Here is a 19485-nt window from a genome sequence, read left to right as displayed (position 1 = left end):
TTGGCGACCCTGCCCTCGGGCTCGGCCCGGGGACGCACCGACACCTATGAAACCAGCAATTTGGCGGCGAAAGCAGAATCCATGCGTGAAGACCTGAACGCCCTCCTCAAGACCTATCTCACCGATGGCGCGGTAGGCGCCTCGCTCGCCTACTCCACAGGCGCCGCACCAACCGCCCTCACTGCCGGCCTCGCCGACCGGGAGCATGGCATTGCCGTCTCGCCCGACCGCCTGTTCAAGATCGGCAGTTGCACCAAAACCTTCGTCGCCGCCGCATTGGTCAAGCTCGCTCAGGACGGCAAGCTCGACCTCGGCGCGCCGATCGCCTCCTGGTTTCCCGACCTCCCGGGAGCAGAAGACATTTCGGTGCGCCAGCTGATCAACCACCGCAGTGGCCTGCCCGAGTTCGAATATTACATTCCGATGGATCCGAGCCGGCAATGGACGCCGCAACAGCTGGTCGACATAGCCTTCGTTTCCGACAAGCAGAAGGCGCCGGGCGGGCCCGCCGTCTACAACAACACCGGCTATGTTCTGGCCGGCATGGTGATCGAGGCTGTCTCCGGCCAGTCGCTGGGCGGTTATGTCAGAAGCGCGGTGCTGCACCCGCTCGGCCTGACAAACACCTGGTCGCCGGCCACCGAAGCCTTTCCGGAAAAGTCGATGGTGCGTGGTTACTACCACCGCCCCCCGCCGCCAGCGAATGCGCCCACCGACATCGCCTCGGGCGGCGAGATGTGGCGCATGGATGGCGTGCTGCCCTACTCCGACGACTTGCAGGATTCCTCCGATTCCTTCCCGTTCGGCGCCGCTTATGGCTGCGGCGACATGGTGTCGACGCCGTCCGATATGGTGAGCTTCATGCGTGGTCTCTTTTCCGGAAAGCTGCTGTCGCCGCCGTTCTTCGCCGAGATGTTCGAACACCGCGTGCCGGCAAGTTTCCCTGGCACACGCATGCGCGAGACCGGCGCCGGCATGTTCCAGAGCGCCTACGCCGATCGCGCCTTCTACGGCCACCAGGGCAGCATCCCCGGCTACGTCGCCGTGATGCTGCACGACCCGCTGTCCGGCCTGACCATCGCCATGACCAGCAATGTCGGCTCCGGCAACCGGCTGTCCTTCCAGGCCAGTGGCCTCCATCCGGTGGTCGATAAGGCGATCAGGATCATTCTGGAAAACTAGCCGCGAAAGATCGCCACGGCGGCAGCGATGATCGCCGCGTTGTCCTTCGCCACAGTTCCATCGGCGAGCGTATTGCCGTCTTCCAGACCGACCCGTGTCGACCAGCGCTTGCGATGCGCAACCTTGACGAAGGGCCAGACAGTTGCATCGACGCCATGCAGCAGGATCGGCCGCCGTACCCCGGCGCGCTCGAGCACGGCGACGATGCCATGCGCTTCGTCGAGTGCAGCGGACAGGTCCGGGATGTCGATCTCGATCAGAATGCGCAGCACCTGGTCGTGGCCGGGAAGCGCTACGAAGCGCTCGGCATCGGCGACGACGGCAAGCCCCGCCTCGATGCCGACACCACGCTGGCGCAGCAGTTCCATCACGGCGGGCGCATCCGGTTCGGACAGGTTGACCGAAGCATAGTCGGGCAGGTCTCGCCAGCCGGCGATCGCCGTGCGGGTCCGCTCGACGTCGTTCTCGATCCAGGCGCCGGTCGACACGCCGACCAGTGTTCCCGGGCAGGTCCGGCGCACCGCCAGCACGGTGGCGTCGACGGCTGCCAGGCTTTCGCGCCCGTCAGTGCCGCGCGGATGGATGTGCAGTTCGGCCGCTCCAGCGGCGACGCAGGCTGCCGCATCGCTGGCCATTGCCTCGGCAGTCAGCGGCAGCTTCGGGTGGAAATCGCGCACGCGCGCGCCGTTGATGCAGGCCTGGACGATCATCGGTCTCACCTTGCGCAGGAAGTTGACAGTCTAATCACGCGGCGGTGAAGCCGCCAATCTCCCCCGTGTGGGGGAGATCTTCAATCTCATCAAGCGTGCAGGCTGCGAAACAGATCGAAAATCTGATTGTTCAGGTCGGCAGGACAGCGCCCCCCTTTATCCTGCCGGACATCTCCCCCACGGGGGGAGATTGGCAGCATCAACGCCGCGCGCCTCCCCGCAACATTCGGCGGCATTTGAATAAAAGCCGCTTGTGGATATTTACCCGGCGTTCCCTCGTCTCCGGCAAGGTCTTCTAGGGCGGGATCATGGAGGGACCATTGACCAGCGATTTTTCAGCCGCCCGCATCCACCTCGAACGAGCCTATCATTATCTGCAAGGCAACGACGAGACGAGTCGCGCGGCCTGTGAAGCGCTCGATCTGTTGATCGAAGCGGTGACGGAAGCGCAGCACAGGCGACCCGAGGCTGGAGTGCTGGAGTTTCCGCAATCGACGGCGCGGCGAACCGGATAGAATGCGGCGAGTTTCAGGTCAGTTCGGCCTGGCCTGAAACTCGCCGCACCCGGATCACGATGCCTTGCGGGCCGTCGCTCCCTTGGTCGCACGCGCGACAATTCGTTCCAGCGGCTCTGGCCGGTGCAGCAAAAATCCCTGGCCGAAGGCGACGCCCATGTCGCTCAACATGGCCAGCGTGTCCTGCTGTTCGATCTTCTCGCCGACCACGTCACAGCCGAGGCTGCGGGCGATGCTGGTGATGGCCAGCACGATCTCGCGGTCGAAACGGCTTTGCGTGATGTGTTCGATGAAGGAACCGTCGATCTTGATCGTGTCGACGGGGAACCGCCGGAGATATTCGAACGAGCTCATACCGGCGCCGAAATCATCGAGGCTGACCCGGCAGCGCCGCTCGCGCGCCTTGCGCACAAACTGTTCGGCGGCGTCGAAATTGGTGACGGCGGCGGTTTCGGTGATCTCGAAGCCGATGCCCGAATGCGGCGCCCCGGTTTCTTCTATGACGTTGTCCACGAAGTCCCAAAGCTGCGGGTCGCTCAGCGTCTGCGCCGACAGATTGAAGCCAAGCGTCAACGCCCCCGAACGCAAGGCGGCACCATGCCGCGACAGCGCGGTGCGGATGATCCAGCGGTCGAGCCGCGACGCGATGCCGAACCGCTCGGCCACCGGAATGAACTCGCCGGGTGGCACCAGCCGGCCGTTGCGGGCGGCGAGCCTGGCCAACACTTCGACATGGCGGCTTTCCAGCCAGGGACGGCCCAGCCGATGGATTTCCTGGCCAAACAGCTTCAGCCTTCCGTCTTCCATGGCATCGACCGTATCGGCGACGACGCGCGCCGCGTTGAGGCCACCCGAACCCGATGCCGTATCGGTGGAGAAGACGGCAAATCGGTTCCGCCCGGCGGCCTTGGCCGCGTAGCAGGCGTCGTCGGCGCAGGCCAGCGCGTCGGCCACCGTCGTGTTGGCGTCATCGACGAAAGCGATGCCGATCGAGGCCGCCAGCTTGCGCGACGTGGCCGTCGATCCTAGTTCGGCATCGCGAACCGCGGCAAGTACCGCGTCGGCCAGCCGCCCGGCCTGCGCCGTATTGCAATTGGGCATCAGCAGCGCGAACTCGTCACCGCCCAGGCGCGCGGCATGCGCCGTCGGGGGAAGGCAGCCCAGAATGCCTAGGGCAACGCTTTTCAGTGCCAGGTCGCCGGCCGCGTGGCCGGCAAAATCGTTGAGCGCCTTGAAGTAGTCGAGATCGACGTAGAACACGGAAAGCGGCAGCAACTGCGGGGCCGCGATGTGATCGGCCAGCAGCCGGTCGAACGCGGCGCGGTTCAAGAGACCGGTGAGCGCGTCATGGCGGGCCGCATAGGCAAGCTCCTGCTCGCGCTGCTTGTCTTCGGTGATGTCGCGCACCGTGCCCAGGATCTGCCCCGCCAGCCGGCGGTCCGGGATTTGCGGGTCGGCGATGAAACGCAGCAGGGATTCTATGTGCCGGACCTCTCCGTCGCGCCGGACGATGCGGTATTGCACGGCGGTGACCTTGTCCGTTTCGAGCGGCACCAGATGCGCGCGCGACGCGGCCTCCTTATCGTCCGGATGCAGATAGCCGAACCAGTGGTCGCGCTCGACTTCGGCGGTGTCGGAGACAAGCCCGAAAATCTCCCTGGTGCGTTCGTCCCAATAGCTTTTGCCGGTGGCGAGGTCGTGGTGCCAGATGCCGGTACCGCTGGCGGCAAGCGCCAGGCGGAAGCGCACATTGACCTGCTCGAGTTCGGCTTCGGCCGCCTTCTGCTTGGAGATGTCGGTCTGCACACCCATCAGCCTGAGCGGCTTTCCCATCGCGTCGCGCTCGACGGCGCCGCCGCGATCGAGCACCCACACCCAGTGTCCCTGCTTGTGCTTCAGCCGCAATTCGGTCTCGATGGCGTCGGTCAGGCCGGCAATGTGGCGGTCGCCGCTGGCCAGCGCCCGCTCGCGGTCGTCGGGATGGGTCAGTTGCAGCCACAGGTCGCTGGTGTTGGCAAGTTCGCTCTCATCGTAGCCCAGCATCCGCGCCCAGGTCGCGGAATAGAAGCAGTCGCCGGTTACAAGATCCCAGTCCCAGACACCAAGATGGGCGCGCTCCAGGGCCTTGGCCCAGAACGTTCCATTGCGACTTTTCTTGCCCTGACGCGCCATCGTCTGCTTCGCCTGCTCCACCGCAGGGCAATCTGCGGCAAAACCAGAGAAGAAACAGTTACCACGGCGATGGCGGGCTGCTTTGTTGGCTCCTCACCTGCCGCCTCTGCTCTTCGATTGGCCGGCAAGAACCGGAGTTTCGCATCGGCCGGATGTTCCTAGTCATGGCTCCAGGTCATCGGCCAATCCGGTGATCCCGGATCATCGGCGGCGCCGATGATCACATTGCAGAGACAAGAGGATCTTCCAATGACCAGACAAGAAGACAACAAGGCCGTCGTCGTCAGATGGTTCACCGACTTCTGGGGTGAAAGCTGCGACCTGTCCGTCGTCGACGACATCGCGGCACCCGACATGCTGCTGAAATACTCGCTGCACGAGCCGCGCCGCGGCCGCGACGAAATCAAGGCCTTCATGAGCGGCTTCCGCGCCGCCTTCCCGGACCTCAGCTTCTGGGCCACGGCCGACCTGATTGCCGAGGGCGACTATGTCGTCGGCCAGTGGGAGGGCGGCGGCACGCATACCGGCCCGGCCTTCGGCGATTTCCTCGCCGGCTCGCTGCCGGCCGCCACCGGCCGCACGATGCGTTTCACCGGCACCACGGTGCTGAAGGTGGTCGACGGCAGGATCGTCGAGGAGATCGGCCTCGATGACGGCGTCGCCGCCCTCACCCAGCTCGGCTTGATGAAGGCTGCCTGATTCGAAAGGGCTATCGCCGTCCAGGCGATGGCCCACCTTCAACGGGATCGGCGGCTTCGATCGGATAGTGCTTGTCCTCATAGGCCTCGATCAGAGTTGCGAGAACGTCGAACCGGTCACCATCGCGAGAGCCGACCTCCGGCTCATTTTCGAAATATTTAGTGATTTCGGCGATCGCCCAATCGTAATCGGCTTCGGTCTTAATGGGTCGAATGTTTTCCATCACACCATACTCTTTGTGCGTGCCGACGAACAGGCTTGCACCCTCCTGACCCTTGTCAAGAAACGGGTGGCGAGGCCGGCCTTTGGCGGCTTCAATGCGGCCATGTTCATCACCCTGGCCAAGAATCTGAAATCCACGCCGCTGCAAGCCGCCGACGATCCGCGCTGGGCGCGAATCGTCGCGCGCGACAAGTCGGCCGACGGCGCATTCTGGTATTCGGTGGCGACGACCGGTGTCTATTGCCGGCCTTCCTGCCCGTCTCGGCGCGCCAATCCGAAAAATGTGCAATTGCACGACACGCTCGATCAGGCCAGGGCCACCGGCTTTCGCCCGTGCCGGCGCTGCGACCCGGATGGCCCGTCGCTCGAGGCCGGCAACGCGGCGATGGTCGCCGCTGCTTGCCGCAGGATCGAGCAGAGCCAGGAAGAACCGTCGCTCGCTGAACTGGCTGATGCCGCCGGCCGCAGCGCCGGTTATTTCCATCGTATCTTCAAGGCGGCCACCGGGCTGACACCGAAGGACTATGCCGCCGCGCACCGCGCAGCCAGGGTTCGTCAGGGCCTGGAAGACGGCGCCAGCGTGACGACGGCGATCTACGATGCCGGCTTCAATTCGAGCGGACGTTTTTATGAGAAATCCACTGGCATGCTCGGCATGACGCCGACGCGCTATCGCGCCGGCGGCGCCGATGAAGAGATCCGCTTCGCCGTCGGCGAGACCTCGCTCGGCACCATCCTGGTCGCGTCCAGTCAAAAGGGCGTCGCCTCGATCCTGCTCGGCGACGATCCTGACGCACTGGTGCGCGACCTGCAGGACCGTTTCCCCAGGGCACGGCTAATCGGCGGCGATCACGACTACGAGGCGCTGGTCGCCCGCGTCGTCGGTTTCGTCGAAGTTCCGGCGCTCGGTCTCGATTTGCCGCTCGACGTGCGCGGCACGGCGTTCCAGCAGCGCGTCTGGCAGGCCTTGCGCGACATCCCCGCCGGCCGCACGGTTTCCTATGCCGAGATCGCGCGGCGCATCGGCTCACCGAAGGCGACCCGCGCCATCGCCGCCGCCTGCGCCGCCAACAATCTTGCCGTCGCCATTCCCTGCCACCGCGTGACCCGCAGGGATGGCGCCCTGTCCGGCTACGCCTGGGGCGCGGAGCGCAAGCGCGCGCTGCTGGAGCGTGAGGCCGGCGAATCTGACAGCGCCTACCGATCCGCGCGGAGATGACGGCCAAGCATGCGCGCGATGGCAAGATCTCATGACAGCGTCACCAATCGGACAGCTCGCACCACCGCCGCCGGCAACCGCGCGAAGTCCCATGTCATGGCCGCCATCGGCGGGCTGGTCGATGAGGGTAAGGCTGAGTGGAACCACACCGCAACCGGCGACATCGAGCTGCGCCTGCTGAGCGGTGAAGTGTTCGTGCTCGGCGAGGTGTCGGTCACGCGTGTCGAATGAGCATGCTTGGCTGAAGTGCGGACGGTTCAAAATCAGCACTCTATGGCGCGCCCCTCTGTCCTACCGGACATCTCCCCCACAAGGAGGGAGATTGGCAGTTCCGGCGCCGGCTCTCGTCCTGCAACGTTGGAGATTGGCGAAGGCGGTGGTGACAGCCAATCTCCCCACCCGTGGGGGAGATGTCCGGTAGGACAGAGGAGGGCGCCATAGAGCACCTACCTTTGCGCCTTTCAGGCAGATTTGAATTTGAAAGCAAGCACCGGAGTGAGACACGGCCGACACCGTGGCTAGGGTTCAGCCACAAACAAAGGAGTGAAGGCAATGAACCTTATACAAACCACTATGCCGATGGCCGCCTGCAACGTCGCCGCCCTCGGCACCATCGCCTATGCCATCGGCGAATCCCCCATCGGCAAAATCCTGGCGGCGCGCAGCGATATCGGCGTCTGCGCCATCCTGATCGGCTCGGATGCCGACACACTGGAGCAGGATCTCGCCAACCGCTTCCCAGGCAAGATACTGGCCAAGGACGAGGCCGCACTGCGCGACGATCTCGCGGCAATCGCGCGCTTCATCGAAATGCCCGGCGTCGGCTTCGACCTGCCGCTCGACCTGCGCCACGGCACGCCATTCCAGCAGCGCGTGTGGGAGGCGCTCCGAGGCATCCCGTGCGGCGGCACCATCACCTACACCGCGCTCGCCCGGCATATCGGCCAGCCGAACGGCGCCCGCGCCGTGGCGACGGCCTGTGCGGCCAATGCAATCGCGCTGGGCATTCCCTGTCACCGTGTTGTCCGCGCCGCCGGCACGCTGTCGGGCTACCGCTGGGGCGTCGAGCGCAAGCGCGCCCTGCTCTACAAGGAGGCTACGATATGAATGCCCATGCCAAGGTTGCCGCATCGGCGGTTGAAGCTGCTCAGACACGTGTTGCTGATTACGACTGGCCCGCCCTTGCCGCCGAACTGGACGGCTTCGGCTGCGCGGTGATTGAAAAGCTGCTGTCGCCCGAAGAGTGCCGACAGATCGCCGACCTCTATCCCGAGGAGAAGCATTTCCGCAGCCACATCCATATGGCCAGGCACGGCTTCGGCAAGGGCGAGTACCGCTATTTCCGCTATCCCTTGCCCGACCTCCTGGGTGGCCTGCGCAGCGCGCTCTATCCCAGGCTGGCCGAGGTCGCCAATCGGTGGAACGAGCGCATGGGGCAGGCCATGCGCTATCCCACGACGCATGCCGCGTTTCTCGAGCAGTGCCATGCCGCCGGCCAGACACGGCCGACGCCGCTGCTGCTGCAATATGTGCCTGGCGACTTCAACTGCCTGCACCAGGATCTCTATGGCGATCTCGCCTTTCCGCTGCAGGTGGCGATCCTGCTCTCCGAACCGGGCCGGGATTTCACAGGCGGCGAGTTCGCGCTGACCGAGCAGCGCCCGCGCATGCAGAGCCGAGTCGAAGTGGTGCCGCTGCGGCAGGGCGACGCCGTTGTGTTCGCCGTCCACAACCGGCCGGTGCAGGGCACCAAAGGCAACTACCGCGTCAATCTGCGCCACGGCGTCAGCCGGCTGCGCTCAGGCATGCGCCACACGGTAGGGATTATTTTCCACGATGCGAAGTGAGCAGGGAGAAGATGGAGGTTCCCCTCACCCCGCCGGTGCATAACGGCTGACCACCATGCCGCAGGCATAGGCCTTCGAGCCGAGCAGCCGCAGGTTCCTAAAACCGCCCTGATCAAAAACCCGGCGGCCCGCCCCCAGCACCGCCGGGTTGACGAACAGCTGGAACTCGTCGACCAGCCCGGCCGCGATCAGCGCTGACGCGAAACCGGCGCCGCCGAACACGGCAATGTCGCCACCCTCGCCCGTCTTCAGCGCGTTGACCTCGCGCGGCAGGTCGCCGCTGGCCACACTGGTGCGCTCCCAAGCCGGCTCCCAGGCCGATTGCTTGAGCTTGTTGCTGAGCACCACCTTGCGGGCGTCGACGATGCGCTGCGCAAAGGCGTAGAACGGATCGTGCGGAAACTTCTTCGCCGCAGTGCCCCAATGGGTGAGGTAGCCCTCCTGTGCCATTTTGCGGCTGAGCAGGATGGTATCGACGCCTGCGAAGACAGCGTTGAAGTCCTGCTTCAGCGCATCGTCCCAGGCGCTCTCGTCACCCCACTCCCAGAGCTGCCAGGAATGGTCCTCGGTGGCGCCGACAAAGCCGTCGACCGATATCTGCATCTGCAGGACCAGCTTTTTCACCGTCATTCTCCTCACGGCCATCGCAAAATAGTTTACATTTGGAACCGTTGACGCAAGGCCAAAACGATGTCAATAGTAAAGTGATTTAAAAATGGAACCATAGATGTCGACGCGCGAAAAATCCGACTGCCCGATCAACCTGTCGCTCGAACTGATCGGCGACCGTTGGACGCTGCTCATCATCCGCGACATGGCTTTCGCCGGCAAAAGGCACTTTCGCGAATTCCTGCAATCCGACGAAGGCATCTCCTCGCGCACGCTGGCCGAGCGACTGCAGACGCTTCAGGAGGAAGGCATCCTCACCAGAAGCGACGACCCGACGCATGGCTTGAGAACGGTCTACCGGCTGACCGAGGCAGGTATCGACCTCTTGCCGGTGCTGGCGACGCTCGGCGCCTGGGGCAGCAAGCACCGCAAGGCCGACGATAGGCTGGCGCGGATTGCCGAAGAACTGGCGGCGGGTGGCGAGGCGGAACTGGAACGGATGAAGGCGGCGCTGCGGGCGGAGCATATTGTCTAGGTGATTGCGCTCGAACTGGCTTGGCTGTTGCTGCACAAATCGCCCCTCGCTTGACAACGACCCGTGCTTGTTCTTTATTTGTTCCAATTCTATCAGCAACTGTGATGTGCGGTCGGGATGGAAACGACAGCCACCATCCTGCATGCCGATCTCGACGCTTTCTACGCCTCGGTCGAGCAGTTGCTCGATCCGTCGCTGCGCGGCAAGCCGATCGCGGTGGGCGGCGGCGTCGTGCTCGCCGCTTCCTATGAGGCCCGCGCCTTCGGCGTGCGCGGCGGCATGCCGGGGCGCAAGGCGCGTGAGCTGTGCCCGCAGCTGATCTTCGTCGGCGGCAATTTCAGCCACTACCAGCGGCTGGGCGACGCGGCGATCAAGGTGCTCGACGATTTTACCCCGGTGGTCGAGCGCATCTCCATCGACGAGGCGTTTGCCGACGTCGCCGGCTGCACGCATCTGTTCGGCTCGCCGCAGGAGATCGCAACGACCATCCGCCGCCGCGTGCGGGCCGAACTCGGCCTGCCGATCTCGATCGGCGTGGCGCGCACCAAGCATCTGGCCAAGATCGCCTCCCAGGTGGCAAAACCCGACGGGCTGGTGGTGGTCGACCCCGGCAGCGAGCTCGCTTTCCTGCACGACCTGCCGGTCGGGCTGATGTGGGGCGTCGGCCCGGCGATCAGGGCGAGGCTGGCGGAAATCGGCGTCGAGACCATCGGCCAGCTGGCCAGGACGCACAGCGGCGCGCTAACGCGGCTGCTCGGTCCCGCCGCCGGCGAAAAGCTCGCCGCCTTGTCATGGAACCGCGACCCGCGAAAGCTCGAAACGCATAGCCGCGCGCATTCGGCCGGCGCCCAATCGGCGCTGGGCCAAAAACCCGCCGTAGCGCGGATCATCGTGCCCACTCTGCTGCATCTGGCCGACCGTGTCGCCAGCCGGCTGCGCGCCAAGGCGCGGCCCGGCCGCACGGTGACGGTACGCGTGCGCTTTGCCGATCTCAGCGCCGTCACGCGCTCGATCACGCTTGACCAGCCGATCTCGGCGACCGCGATGCTGGCCGAGATCGCCGGCGATCTGGTGCGCGGCGTCCTCGCCGACAACCCCCACGAAAGAACGATCTCGCTGCTGGCGATCTCGGTGTCGCATCTTGAGGAAAGCTTCGAGCTGCAGCTCGAACTGCCGCTCGGCCTCGCCGACGAGAAACGCCGGCCCGGCACCCGAAAAGGCCTGGCACGCTTCGACGCCGACCGCGCCATCGACAAGATCCGCGAACGCTTCGGCAAACAGGCGGTCGGCTACGGCACGGTGGCACTGGAGGCCGCGCGCTCGGTTCCCGACGAATTCAGGGAGCTGGCGGAGAAGGAACTGTGAACCCGGGACCGCCGGGCGCTATTCCGTCTCCTCGCCGTCCCAGTACCGCCTCACCGCTCCCATGTCGAAAATGCCGTCGCGCCGGCGCAAGGCGTCGACCGCCATCTTGTTGGAATCGGGATAGACGCAGACCTCGTTGGGATTTTTCTCGCCGATCATCAGATAGCGGCACGGTTCCGTACCGCTGTTGAGGAAGGAATGCCCGACCGCCAGGCCGGCGGGAAAGCAGACATAATCGCCGGCCTTCATCTCGTGACGCTCCTCGCCAAGCAGCAGCGTCACCTGCCCTTCCAGAATCAGCGCGTGCTCCTCTTCGAGCATGTGGTAGTGCCTGGGCGCCAGGCGCATGCCGGGGGCCGGCGCCTCGATCAGCATGCCGACATGATAGTCTGGTAGTCCCAAAGCCGCATAGGTCAGATGCCTGGACCGGCCGCCGAACCGCGGGCCTTCGCCCTCGACCTTCCATTCGACGGCATCGCTGGCGACAGGCGGGATCGGCACGGCTGGGGGTTTGGTGATACCGGACATCACACCCGACGGCAGCGGATCGCCGGCGGCAAGGCCGGTGTTCTCGCCGTCCCAGTAGGTTCGAGTTGCAGCGAGATCGAAGAGCGCACGGCTACCCAGCGCGCGCACCAGCACCTTGTTGGAGGCGGTGTAGACGACCACGTCATTCGGGTTGCGCTCGCCGACGATGACATAGCGGCACGGCGCGTCGCCGGTGTTGATGAGGCAATGCCCCGCCGCAGCACCAGCCGGAAAGCAGATGTAGTCGCCGGCCTTCATGGCGTAGGCGGCGTCGCCGACATAAGCGGTCAGCGCCCCTTCGAGGATGAAGACATGCTCTTCCTCGAAAATGTGGTAGTGCGCCGGTGAGGTCTGCTTGCCCGGCGGCAGTTCCTCGATCGCCACGCCGACATGGTAATTCTCGCCTAGGGCGGCCAGCGACAGATGCCGGTAGCGCACGGCAAAGCGCGGCACATCGGACCATTCCGTCCATGGCACGCTGTCCGATGCGAATGGCACTGGCGATTTGTCGTCTGCCATCAGGCCTCCTGCTCCTGCCGCCTACCTCGTCGCGACGGAACAAAGCTGCCAGCTTCCGGCATCATCGCCAAGCGGTGTTCGCCACACTCCTGACAGAGCCGGGCAGGAGTCGCTGGCCTTTCGAAACAGTTTCTCAGCCCCTGATCGCCTTGCCCGCCTGCTGCAGCAGCTCGAACGCCGCGAAGCGTTTTGCATGCCAGCCGCCCAGCGTAGCGTCGGGATGATAGACCTCGCCGAGTTCCGACATGCCGGCCATCGCCCCCGTCAGATCCCTGTAGGCACCGGCGGCGACCGCGCCCAGCATAGCCGAGCCGAGCAGCACCGGTTCCGGCGAGGTCGACGCCACCACCACCATGCCTGTGGTATCGGCAAGCAGCTGGCGCACCAGCGGGCTTTGGCCGGCGCCGCCGCTGACCACGATGGTGTCGACGGCAATGCCCTTGTCATGCTCGGCCCGCACGATCTGGCGCGCGCCATAGCCCAGCCCGCAGACCCCGGCGACATAGAGCCCGACCAGGCTGTCGAGGCTGGTGTCGAGATCGAGCCCGGCGATCAGCGCGCGCGCGTCCGGGTCGGCGAAAGGTGCGCGGTTGCCGAGAAACTCCGGCACCACATGGATGCCGCCGACCAGCGCCGGCGTTGCCGCGGCCCCATTGCGGCTTTGCGCCTGCAACGACAGCCAGGCGCTGAGGCTGAGCCCCTCGGCTTGCGCCTTGGCGGTCGCTTCGGCAGCCGCGGGATGCATGCGCACCAGATGGTCGATAGCAGCACCGGCTGCCGACTGGCCGCCCTCGTTCAGCCACAGGCCCGGCACCATGGCCGAGAAATACGGACCCCAGACGCCGTCGACGAAGGCCGGCGCCGCGGTCGACGACATGGTGCAGGCCGAGGTGCCGAAAACATAGGCCATGCGCGACAGAACGCTGCCGAACGCGCCGCGCGCACCGACCGTACCGACGCCACCGGCATGCGCATCGATCAGACCGGCCGCTACCGCGGTGCCGGGGACGAGGCCAAGGTCCGCAGCCGCCTGCGCGGTCAACCCGCCGCCAAGTGCGCCACCCGCCGGCACGATCTGCGTGCCGATGCGCGCGAACCCCTCGTCGGCCAGGCTCCCTAGTCCGATGGTGCGGAAATAGGCCTCGTCCCAGCGGCTTTCATGCGCCAGATAGGTCCATTTGCAAGTCACCGTGCAGACCGAGCGGGCAAGGCTGCCGGTCGCCCGCCAGGTGAGGAAATCGGGGAGGTCCATGAACTGCCAGGCGGCGTTGAACGTGTCGGGCAGGTTTTCGGCCAGCCAAAGGAGTTTCGGCGTTTCCATCTCCGGCGAGATGACGCCGCCGACATAGTTCAGCACCGCCTCGCCGCTACGGTTGATGCGGCGCGTCTGCTCGACCGCGCGATGATCCATCCAGACGATGATGTTGCGTTCCGAATTGCCGGATCTGCTCACCGGCAGCGGCACGCCGCCCTCGCCCAGCACCACCAGCGAACAAGTGGCGTCGAACCCGATGCCGGCGATCGCCTCGGGTGCCACGCCCGATTGAGCGACCGCTTCCCGCGTGGCCGCGCACACCGCCCGCCAGATGTCGTTGCTCGACTGCTCGACAATGTCGCCGGCCTCGCGCCAGGCCTCGATATCGCGCTTGGCAGAGGCGAGCATGTTTCCAGTGTGGTCGAACACCCCGGCCCGCGCGCTGCCGGTGCCGACGTCGATGCCGAGGAAATTAGGCATGGGGGAAACCTTCGGTTCAGGGCAGTAGGCAGTAGGCAGTAGGCAGTAGGAGATTAGCGAGTTGGGATAGGGAGCAAGAAGCGTTTTCGACAGCAAGGTCGTGCCTTTATCTTCCCCCTACTGCCTACTGCCTACTGCCTATTCCCTATTCCTCACCCACTCACAAATCATTGCTCTGCGGCAAAATCACCAGATCGCGGATCGTCACGTTGCGCGGGCGGGTCAGCATGAACATCACCGCTTCGGCCACCTCGCGCGGCTGCATCAGGCCGCCGGCGGCGAGTTCTTCCTCGAGCTTGGCCTTCGGCCAGTCGTCGACCAGCGCCGTCACCACCGGGCCGGGCGCCACCGCACCGACGCGCAGGCCGTGCTTGGCGACCTGCCGGCGCACCGTGTGGACGAAGGCCTGCACGGCGTGCTTGGAGGCCGTGTAGATCGGCTCCCAGACCACAGGAACCAGTCCGGCAATCGAACTGGTGACGATGACGTCGCCCGTCTTGCGCTCGATCATGTGCGGCAGCACCGCCTGGATCGAACGGAAGCAGGCATTGATGTTGAGGTTGAGCATCCGGTCCCAGGCGTCGGGATCGCCGGTCGCCACCTCGCCGCCGACATAGGCGCCGGCATTGGCATGGAAGATGTCGAGTTGGCCGACCTTCTCCAGAATCTGCGGCATCATGGTGGCGACGCTGGCCGGCTGCATCAGGTCGATGACCAGCGGGATCGCCTTGGGGCCGAGTTCGGCGCACAGTTTGTTCAGCGTCGCCTCGGCGCGGTCGACCAGCACCACGGTGGCGCCGGCCGCCAGCATATGCCTGGCGCATTCGAGGCCGATGCCTGATGCCGCGCCGGTGACGGCGGCAACTTTTCCGGACAGTTCTTCGCTCATGTCTTGCTTCCTGTTGATGGGTTCAGGCCCGGCCATGGGAGACACGCGAGCGGCGTGCCAGCGAGTCGACGATGACCGCGATGGCAAGCACGGCGCCGGTGATCATGTACCGAAGCGACGAGGACAGATCGAGCAGCGTCAGGCCGCTGGCGATCGACTGGATGACGATGATGCCGAGCAGCGCCGAATACGCACTGCCGCGACCGCCGAACAGGCTGGTGCCGCCGATGACGGCTGCCGCGATGGCGTTGAGGTTGACGTCGCCGGTGCCGGCCTGCTGGCTGGCCGAGGCCAGGCGGGCCGCCGACAGCACGCCGCCGAAAGCGGCCAGCATCGAGCACAGCACGAAGGCGCTCGAATAGATCAGCCGCACATTGATGCCGGCGCGCCTTGCCGCCTCGCGGTTACCGCCGACCGCCGACATCGAGCGGCCCCATTTGGTCCGCGTCAGCGCGTAATGCATCGATATGACCAGGCCGACGAACAGGCCGAACATCCACGGAATGCCGCGCGCCTGGTTGAGATAGAAGACGATGAGTTCGAGAATGACCGTGATCACCACCGCCCGTATAACCAGGCCGCCGGTCGACGGCGCCGACAGATTGGCGGCGCGGCGGCGCGTAACGGTGCGCAGGCCGGTGACCAGCATGACGATGCCGGGCACGGCCGCCAGGGCGAACGAAACAAATTTCGGCATCATCAGCAGCTGGCCGAAATTCACCAGGTTCGAGCCGTAGGGCAGATTGATCGAGCCGGTCGAGCCGAGAATGTAGAGCTGCAGGCCAAGCACCGCCAGCAGACCGGCCAGCGTCGAGACGAAGCTCGGCATGCCCAGCCGGTTGAACAGCAGCGCGTAGAGTGCGCCGATAAAGCCGCCGACGGCGACAGCGGCCAGAATGGCGAGCGCCACCGGCCAGCCCTGGTTGACCCACAGCGTGCCGACCATCGCCGAGGCAAAGCCGCTGATCGAACCGACAGACAGGTCGATTTCGCCGACCATCAAGACGCAGACGATGCCGAGCGCGATGACGCCCACGGTGGAGCAATCGAACAGCAGATTGACCAGATTGCTTGATGATAGGAAGATCGGGTTGATGCTGGCAAACACCGTCCAGATGATGACCAGCCCGACGATCACCGGCAGCGAGCCGAGATCGCCCGAGCGGACCCGGTCGAAGAACCTGCGGATGGCGCCGCCGATCCCCGCCTCATGCTTGACGCGCACGTCGGCGCGGTCGAGCTGCGGCGGCACGGGGGCCGTCTGTTGCACGTCGCGGCTCATGGGCGTGGCTCCTGCGTTTGATCCTGTCGCGCCATTTGAGTCTGCTGGGTTTGGCGCCGCTCGGCGCGCCGCGACACCGAATTGTTCGACGCGCCGGTGATGGCGCTGACCAGTTCCTGGTTCGAGGCGTCGGGCGAGAAGATGCCATTGTTGCGGCCAAGCCGCAGCACGACGATGCGGTCGGCGACGGCGCGCACGTCTTCCATATTGTGGCTGATGATGACGACGCCGAGACCGCGGTCGCGCACCCGCTCGATCAGGTTGAGGACTTCCGCCGTCTGCGCCACGCCAAGTGCCGCCGTCGGCTCGTCGAGCAGGATGAGCTTGGGTTCGAGCAGCAGCGAGCGGGCGATCGCCACCGTCTGGCGCTGGCCGCCCGACAGCGAAGCGACCACTTCGCGCACGCTTGGGATGCGCGCCGATAGCTCGTTGAGCAGCGTCCAGGCGCGCACTTCCATCGCCACCTCGTCCAGCCGCAGCGGGTTGAGCTCACGACCGAGAAAGATGTTGGCGACGATGTCGAGGTTCTCGCACAGCGCCAGGTCCTGGAACACGGTGGCTATGCCGAGCGTCAGCGCCGCACTTGGATCTGCAAGCGTCACCTGCTTGCCGCGAAAACTTATCGTGCCTGAGCTCGGCTGATGCACGCCGGCCAGGATCTTGACCAGGGTCGACTTGCCGGCGCCATTGTCGCCGACCAGCGCCACCACCTCGCCGGCATGGACATCGAGATCGATGTCGGTGAGCGCCGAAACGGCGCCGAAATTCTTCGAAACGCCGCGCAGGCTGAGCACCAGCTCGCCTGCCGGAACCGGTTCGTCCGGGGTATCGATCATGCCAGGAAGCCTTTCAAAACCGGTTCAAAAATGTCGGATGAGCGCTGCCTGGCCACCGCGCGGTGGCCAGGCAGCGGAGCGGGCAAGGGTCGCGGTCAGTTCCCGATGCCCAGCTTCTTGCAGCCTTCCGCGTAACGATCGACGCAGAGTTCGGCCGCGGTGTTGATCTTCTTGTCGATGATCTCGGCCTTCAGGTTTTCCTGCGTCACCACGGCTGGCGTGAACAGCTGCGAGGGCGTGTCGTACAGCGTCATCTCGGCCTTCGGCGTCTCGCCCGAAAGCAGCTTGATGGCGATGTTGGCGGCCGCCGCCGCCACGATCTCGCTCGGCTTGGAGATGGTGTTGTACTGGTCGCCGGCGATGATCAGCTGCAAGGCCGCGATCGTCGCGTCATTGCCGGTCACCGGCGGCACCGGATCGACGCCGGCCGCCTTGAAGGCGGCGATGGCGCCGCCACCGGTGCCGTCATTGGCGGCAACCACGCCGAGGATTTTCGGCCCGAAGCGGGTGATCTGGCCGCCGGCCCATTGCTGCGCCTTCGGCGGCGCCCATTCCGGCGTGTCGTATTCGGCCAGGATCTTGTAGCCGCTATTGTCGAGGCCGGCATGGATGCCCTTCTTGATCAGGCCGGCCGCCGCGTCGGTCGGCGAGCCGTTGATCTGCAGCACACCGCCGCTGGCCGGATCGACCTTCAGCGCCTTCAGGTGCTCGACCAGCGAGTCGGCGATGGCCTTGCCGATGCCTTCATTGTTGAACGACACATAGAAATCGGCCGGCGCGGTCGGGATCGGCCGGTCGTAGGCGATGACCTTGATGCCCTGGCTCTGCGCCAGCTTGACCAGCGAGGCGGCGGCGGTCGAGTCGACCGGGTCGAGCACGATCGCCTTGGCGCCCTGCGAGATCACCGAGTTGAACTGCTGCTGCTGGCGCGAGGCGTCGGCATCGGCATTCTGGTAGAGCACCTTGCAGCCCGGGCACAGCTTCTTCATCTCGGCGGCGAAGCCGGGATAATCATGCTGCTCGTAGCGGGTCGAGGCCTGGTCGGGCATCAGGAAGGCGACGGTCGCATCGGTGACTTCGGCGGCCCTGGCGATCGCGGCGGTGCCGGCCAGCAGCGACAGCGCAAGGGCTGCCACACCGGCGGACTTGCCAGCGGACTTCAATGAAGATGAAAGTTTGGTCATTCGGTCTTCTCCGTTTCTGGATATGGTTGTAAGAAGGTCGTTGACTGCTTTGGTCTGAAGATACCTATCCGCCCTCGCCCAAACTGCATTGGGAACCGGGACCCGGCGCCGGCCTTTCGAGCCGCGCCGACAACCTCCGCCGACGGAGGAATTCGAGACAAGCGTTCTCCATCGCGAACCGCTCCACGCGGCTCACGTCGTCATGCAAAAGAAAAAATCCTCCCTTGGTTCCTCCCTGGCTCCTCCGTTAAGCGGCTTTTCCCGCGTTGATGTTGTCGGCCAGCAGGCGCCTGAAGCGCGAGGGCGGCATGCCCTTCTCCGCCAGGAACTGCCGGTTGAAATTGGACAGATTGTTGAAGCCGACCTCGTAGCAGATGTCGGTGATCGAGGCCTGCTCGTCGCTCATCAGGATCTGGCAGGCAAGGTTGATGCGCAGCCGCTTCACATACTGCACCAGCGACATGCCGGTGTGACGGCGAAACGAGCGTGAGAAAGCGCCGGTCGATTGGCCGGCGATGGCGGCGAGGTCCGCCTCGTCGAACAGCTGCGTCAGGTTTTCCCTGATATAGGCGAGCGCCTTATTCATGCCGGCGGTCATGTAGCCGGAGGGATCGGGCCGGTAGCTGGCGCTGGCCAAAAGCTGGAATTCCTGGGCGCGGCTGAGCAGGCCGGCGATCATCATGAACAGCTCGATGCGGCGCACACCTTGTGCCTGCATCATCTCTTCCATCAGCGGCGCCAGCGCCTTGCTGGTGCGGCTGGAAAACAGCACGCCGCGACGTGACGCCTCGAGCAGAGCCGTGAGCCCCGCCAACTCCGGCAGCACATGCATGGCATCGCCGATGAAACTTTCGGAAAACTGAATGATGCGGCCGCGCAGCGGGATCGAACTGTCCCTGGCGATATCGCTGACCCAATTGTGCGGCAGGTTCGGCCCGGTCAGCACCAGATTGCCCGGCTCGAACTCGCCGATGAAGTCGCCGACGAAATAGCGGCCGTTGGTGAAGATCACCTGATGCAGTTCATATTCGGGATGGAAGTGCCAGCGCACCGTATGGAAGGGGTAGCCGTGCGACCACGCCTTGAAGGACTCACCGCGTCGTATCTGGACAACTTCCAGGTCCGGTTCCATGTCCGTTTCCTCCCGGGCCGGCACGGATATTTGCCGCGTTCGGCCCAATTCCCTAAACCGGCCGAATTGGTTTCGGCTCTGCATTTCAAGAGCCAAGGTACCGGCTCATGACAACAGGCGCCACCACGATTCAAGACAACGGATGATACTTTTTTAACCGGGAGGCGGCGCTCAGAAGCGCTATTCGGGCAGAACAGGTCAGTCTTGCTGACGCGTTCGCTCAATGACCAACGACAATGCCGCCCGCCCGGAAAGGAATTCCGGCGTCTCCGTGTTCGCCTGGCTTATCGCAAGACCATGGTCTT

20 protein-coding genes are annotated in these 19485 nt (G+C 65.0%); 9 read left to right on the top strand and 11 right to left on the bottom strand.

The window, feature by feature from the left end; all coding sequences use genetic code 11:
• Positions 1–1182 carry a serine hydrolase gene (locus NP503_RS03195; RefSeq protein WP_236382751.1) on the top strand — a complete coding sequence of 394 codons (1182 nt, stop codon included), beginning with the start codon at positions 1–3 and terminating at the stop codon, positions 1180–1182.
• On the opposite strand, the gene NP503_RS03190 is transcribed toward NP503_RS03195, so the two are convergent.
• The gene (locus NP503_RS03190) at positions 1179–1892 is read right to left on the bottom strand and encodes a 3-keto-5-aminohexanoate cleavage protein (RefSeq protein ID WP_127269269.1); all 714 of its coding nucleotides are present in this window, start codon (positions 1890–1892) and stop codon (positions 1179–1181) included. The genes NP503_RS03195 and NP503_RS03190 overlap by 4 nt on opposite strands.
• Before the next feature lie 320 nt (positions 1893–2212).
• On the opposite strand from NP503_RS03190, the gene NP503_RS03185 reads away from it, so the two are divergent.
• Positions 2213–2407, top strand: coding sequence for a hypothetical protein (locus tag NP503_RS03185; RefSeq protein ID WP_164748793.1), 195 nt, complete (start codon positions 2213–2215; stop codon positions 2405–2407).
• A 54-nt stretch (positions 2408–2461) separates the two neighbouring features.
• On the opposite strand, the gene NP503_RS03180 is transcribed toward NP503_RS03185, so the two are convergent.
• Complete coding sequence (locus tag NP503_RS03180) at positions 2462–4579, bottom strand: EAL domain-containing protein (protein WP_127301839.1); 2118 nt, start codon at positions 4577–4579, stop codon at positions 2462–2464.
• Positions 4580–4828: 249 nt separating this feature from the next.
• Here NP503_RS03180 and NP503_RS03175 point away from each other — a divergent pair, with 249 nt between their 5' ends.
• Positions 4829–5278 carry an ester cyclase gene (locus NP503_RS03175; RefSeq protein WP_127269678.1) on the top strand — a complete coding sequence of 150 codons (450 nt, stop codon included), beginning with the start codon at positions 4829–4831 and terminating at the stop codon, positions 5276–5278.
• Between the two features lie 10 nt (positions 5279–5288).
• Here the strand turns inward: NP503_RS03175 and NP503_RS03170 are convergent, their stop codons facing one another.
• Positions 5289–5648: a type II toxin-antitoxin system HigA family antitoxin gene (locus tag NP503_RS03170; protein ID WP_236382749.1), complete on the bottom strand. Its 360-nt coding sequence runs from the start codon at positions 5646–5648 to the stop codon at positions 5289–5291.
• Here NP503_RS03170 and ada point away from each other — a divergent pair.
• The 4 genes from ada to NP503_RS03150 all read left to right on the top strand — a co-directional run bounded on the left by ada (position 5604) and on the right by NP503_RS03150 (position 8566).
• Positions 5604–6719, top strand: a complete 1116-nt coding sequence (gene ada / locus NP503_RS03165; RefSeq protein ID WP_164748794.1) for a bifunctional DNA-binding transcriptional regulator/O6-methylguanine-DNA methyltransferase Ada — start codon at positions 5604–5606, stop codon at positions 6717–6719. The genes NP503_RS03170 and ada overlap by 45 nt on opposite strands.
• Before the next feature lie 18 nt (positions 6720–6737).
• Positions 6738–6950, top strand: coding sequence for a hypothetical protein (locus tag NP503_RS03160; protein ID WP_236382747.1), 213 nt, complete (start codon positions 6738–6740; stop codon positions 6948–6950).
• Between the two features lie 321 nt (positions 6951–7271).
• Positions 7272–7826, top strand: a complete 555-nt coding sequence (locus tag NP503_RS03155; protein WP_127272377.1) for a methylated-DNA--[protein]-cysteine S-methyltransferase — start codon at positions 7272–7274, stop codon at positions 7824–7826.
• Positions 7823–8566, top strand: a complete 744-nt coding sequence (locus NP503_RS03150; protein WP_127272378.1) for a 2OG-Fe(II) oxygenase — start codon at positions 7823–7825, stop codon at positions 8564–8566. Before NP503_RS03155 ends, NP503_RS03150 begins: the two co-directional genes overlap by 4 nt.
• 24 nt (positions 8567–8590) lie before the next feature.
• Here the strand turns inward: NP503_RS03150 and NP503_RS03145 are convergent, their stop codons facing one another.
• Positions 8591–9190, bottom strand: a complete 600-nt coding sequence (locus NP503_RS03145; protein WP_127271659.1) for a dihydrofolate reductase family protein — start codon at positions 9188–9190, stop codon at positions 8591–8593.
• Between the two features lie 103 nt (positions 9191–9293).
• Here NP503_RS03145 and NP503_RS03140 point away from each other — a divergent pair, with 103 nt between their 5' ends.
• Positions 9294–9710 (top strand): helix-turn-helix domain-containing protein, encoded by a 417-nt coding sequence (locus NP503_RS03140; RefSeq protein ID WP_127271661.1) that lies wholly within the window; start codon positions 9294–9296, stop codon positions 9708–9710.
• A 117-nt stretch (positions 9711–9827) separates the two neighbouring features.
• Positions 9828–11075, top strand: coding sequence for a DNA polymerase IV (gene dinB, locus NP503_RS03135; protein ID WP_127372074.1), 1248 nt, complete (start codon positions 9828–9830; stop codon positions 11073–11075).
• An 18-nt stretch (positions 11076–11093) separates the two neighbouring features.
• On the opposite strand, the gene NP503_RS03130 is transcribed toward dinB, so the two are convergent.
• The 7 genes from NP503_RS03130 to NP503_RS03100 all read right to left on the bottom strand — a co-directional run bounded on the left by NP503_RS03130 (position 11094) and on the right by NP503_RS03100 (position 19180).
• The gene (locus NP503_RS03130) at positions 11094–12122 is read right to left on the bottom strand and encodes a cupin domain-containing protein (protein WP_127270848.1); all 1029 of its coding nucleotides are present in this window, start codon (positions 12120–12122) and stop codon (positions 11094–11096) included.
• A 133-nt stretch (positions 12123–12255) separates the two neighbouring features.
• On the bottom strand, positions 12256–13857 hold the full coding sequence (locus tag NP503_RS03125; RefSeq protein WP_127272380.1) for an FGGY-family carbohydrate kinase: 1602 nt from the start codon (positions 13855–13857) through the stop codon (positions 12256–12258).
• A 160-nt stretch (positions 13858–14017) separates the two neighbouring features.
• Entirely contained in the window at positions 14018–14746 is a 729-nt protein-coding gene (locus NP503_RS03120; RefSeq protein WP_127272381.1) for an SDR family oxidoreductase, read from the bottom strand.
• Positions 14747–14768: 22 nt separating this feature from the next.
• A complete protein-coding gene (locus tag NP503_RS03115) occupies positions 14769–16028 on the bottom strand; it encodes a sugar ABC transporter permease (RefSeq protein ID WP_127272382.1) in 1260 nt (419 codons plus the stop codon).
• Positions 16025–16864 carry an ATP-binding cassette domain-containing protein gene (locus tag NP503_RS03110; protein WP_127270008.1) on the bottom strand — a complete coding sequence of 280 codons (840 nt, stop codon included), beginning with the start codon at positions 16862–16864 and terminating at the stop codon, positions 16025–16027. Before NP503_RS03110 ends, NP503_RS03115 begins: the two co-directional genes overlap by 4 nt.
• Before the next feature lie 95 nt (positions 16865–16959).
• Positions 16960–18048, bottom strand: coding sequence for a sugar ABC transporter substrate-binding protein (locus NP503_RS03105; protein WP_127270010.1), 1089 nt, complete (start codon positions 18046–18048; stop codon positions 16960–16962).
• A gap of 247 nt (positions 18049–18295) precedes the next feature.
• Entirely contained in the window at positions 18296–19180 is an 885-nt protein-coding gene (locus NP503_RS03100) for an AraC family transcriptional regulator (RefSeq protein ID WP_127270012.1), read from the bottom strand.
• Positions 19181–19485: the final 305 nt, after the last annotated feature.

It is taken from the genome of Mesorhizobium sp. SEMIA396 (assembly GCF_024518615.1).
In the GTDB taxonomy this organism is placed as follows: Bacteria; Pseudomonadota; Alphaproteobacteria; order Rhizobiales; family Rhizobiaceae; genus Mesorhizobium.
Note: the sequence above shows the minus strand (reverse complement) of the source record. Positions and strands in the feature narration are given on the sequence as shown.

What these genes read in the sequence shown, in the direction of transcription:
- ada (WP_164748794.1), top strand. Translation starts at nt 5,604, where the DNA reads ATGTTCATCACCCTGGCCAAGAATCTGAAATCCACGCCGCTGCAAGCC.
- NP503_RS03140 (WP_127271661.1), top strand. Translation starts at nt 9,294, where the DNA reads ATGTCGACGCGCGAAAAATCCGACTGCCCGATCAACCTGTCGCTCGAA.
- NP503_RS03120 (WP_127272381.1), bottom strand. Translation starts at nt 14,746, where the DNA reads ATGAGCGAAGAACTGTCCGGAAAAGTTGCCGCCGTCACCGGCGCGGCA.
- NP503_RS03155 (WP_127272377.1), top strand. Translation starts at nt 7,272, where the DNA reads ATGAACCTTATACAAACCACTATGCCGATGGCCGCCTGCAACGTCGCC.
- NP503_RS03115 (WP_127272382.1), bottom strand. Translation starts at nt 16,028, where the DNA reads ATGAGCCGCGACGTGCAACAGACGGCCCCCGTGCCGCCGCAGCTCGAC.
- NP503_RS03110 (WP_127270008.1), bottom strand. Translation starts at nt 16,864, where the DNA reads ATGATCGATACCCCGGACGAACCGGTTCCGGCAGGCGAGCTGGTGCTC.
- NP503_RS03150 (WP_127272378.1), top strand. Translation starts at nt 7,823, where the DNA reads ATGAATGCCCATGCCAAGGTTGCCGCATCGGCGGTTGAAGCTGCTCAG.
- dinB (WP_127372074.1), top strand. Translation starts at nt 9,828, where the DNA reads ATGGAAACGACAGCCACCATCCTGCATGCCGATCTCGACGCTTTCTAC.
- NP503_RS03180 (WP_127301839.1), bottom strand. Translation starts at nt 4,579, where the DNA reads ATGGCGCGTCAGGGCAAGAAAAGTCGCAATGGAACGTTCTGGGCCAAG.
- NP503_RS03100 (WP_127270012.1), bottom strand. Translation starts at nt 19,180, where the DNA reads ATGGAACCGGACCTGGAAGTTGTCCAGATACGACGCGGTGAGTCCTTC.
- NP503_RS03175 (WP_127269678.1), top strand. Translation starts at nt 4,829, where the DNA reads ATGACCAGACAAGAAGACAACAAGGCCGTCGTCGTCAGATGGTTCACC.
- NP503_RS03105 (WP_127270010.1), bottom strand. Translation starts at nt 18,048, where the DNA reads ATGACCAAACTTTCATCTTCATTGAAGTCCGCTGGCAAGTCCGCCGGT.
- NP503_RS03125 (WP_127272380.1), bottom strand. Translation starts at nt 13,857, where the DNA reads ATGCCTAATTTCCTCGGCATCGACGTCGGCACCGGCAGCGCGCGGGCC.
- NP503_RS03130 (WP_127270848.1), bottom strand. Translation starts at nt 12,122, where the DNA reads ATGGCAGACGACAAATCGCCAGTGCCATTCGCATCGGACAGCGTGCCA.
- NP503_RS03190 (WP_127269269.1), bottom strand. Translation starts at nt 1,892, where the DNA reads ATGATCGTCCAGGCCTGCATCAACGGCGCGCGCGTGCGCGATTTCCAC.
- NP503_RS03160 (WP_236382747.1), top strand. Translation starts at nt 6,738, where the DNA reads ATGGCAAGATCTCATGACAGCGTCACCAATCGGACAGCTCGCACCACC.